This is a genomic window from Synechococcus sp. BA-120 BA3 (genome assembly GCF_034931285.1).
GTDB lineage: Bacteria > Cyanobacteriota > Cyanobacteriia > PCC-6307 > Cyanobiaceae > Cyanobium.
The window spans coordinates 1-882 of sequence record NZ_JAYGHZ010000488.1 but is presented as its reverse complement, the minus strand read 5'-3'; the positions used below and the strand labels follow the sequence as shown (position 1 = coordinate 882).

At 68.8% G+C, this 882-nt stretch carries 1 protein-coding gene; it reads left to right on the top strand.

Going from position 1 to position 882, the window contains the following annotated elements:
• A partial coding sequence (locus tag VB737_RS17065; protein ID WP_500314726.1) for an acyltransferase family protein occupies window positions 1–882 on the top strand: 882 nt, incomplete at both ends.

Here is an 882-nt window from a genome sequence, read left to right as displayed (position 1 = left end):
TCGGCCAACCGCCAGGCGGAGGGTGGCAGCGGGAAGGGGGGAGGCTTCACCTACCGACCGGACATCGACGCGCTGCGTGGAGCGGCGATGCTGGCGGTGCTGGTGTTCCACCTGAACAAGGGGTGGCTGCCGGGCGGGTTCACGGGGGTGGATGTCTTCTTCGTGATCTCGGGCTATGTGGTGATGGGCTCGCTGCTGGCGCAGGCGAGCAAGCCGCTGGGGCCGCGCCTGGGGATGTTCTACCTGCGGCGGGTGCGGCGGCTGATGCCGAACCTGCTGGTGTGCCTGGGGGTGACGAGCCTGGCGGTGGCGATGCTGATCCCGCCGCTGGAGAGCGGGCCGTATTTCAACGTGGCCCTCAAGGCGCTGTTCGGGTGGTCGAACAACTTCCTGATGGGTCAGCTGGATTACTTCGCCACGGATGCGGACCTGAACCCGTTCCTGCACACCTGGTCGCTGGGTGTGGAGCAGCAGTTCTACCTGGTGTATCCGCTGCTGCTGGTGGGGATCGGCTATGGGGTGCGGCGCAGCGTGCCGCTGCTGGTGGCGCTGATCGTGCTGTCGTTTGCGGCAAGCTGGTGGTGGACCCAGAGCGCGCCGATGGCGGCGTTCTTCCTGATGCCGAGCCGGTTGTGGGAGATCACGATCGGCTCACTGCTGCTGGTGGTGCAGCGGCGGGGTCTGCTGGGGGCGAGCTGGCTGCAGGGGCGCTGGCCACGGCTGGCGGGGGCGGCGCTGCTGCTGTGGGCGGTGGTGATGACGTCGGAGCGTGAGGGCTTTCCGGTGCCTGGGGTGCTGCCTGCGGTGGTGGGGACGCTTCTGGTGCTGCAGGCGGGCCCTGGGGAGGGAGGGAGATTCCTGCCGGGGCGTTGGCTGGAGCGG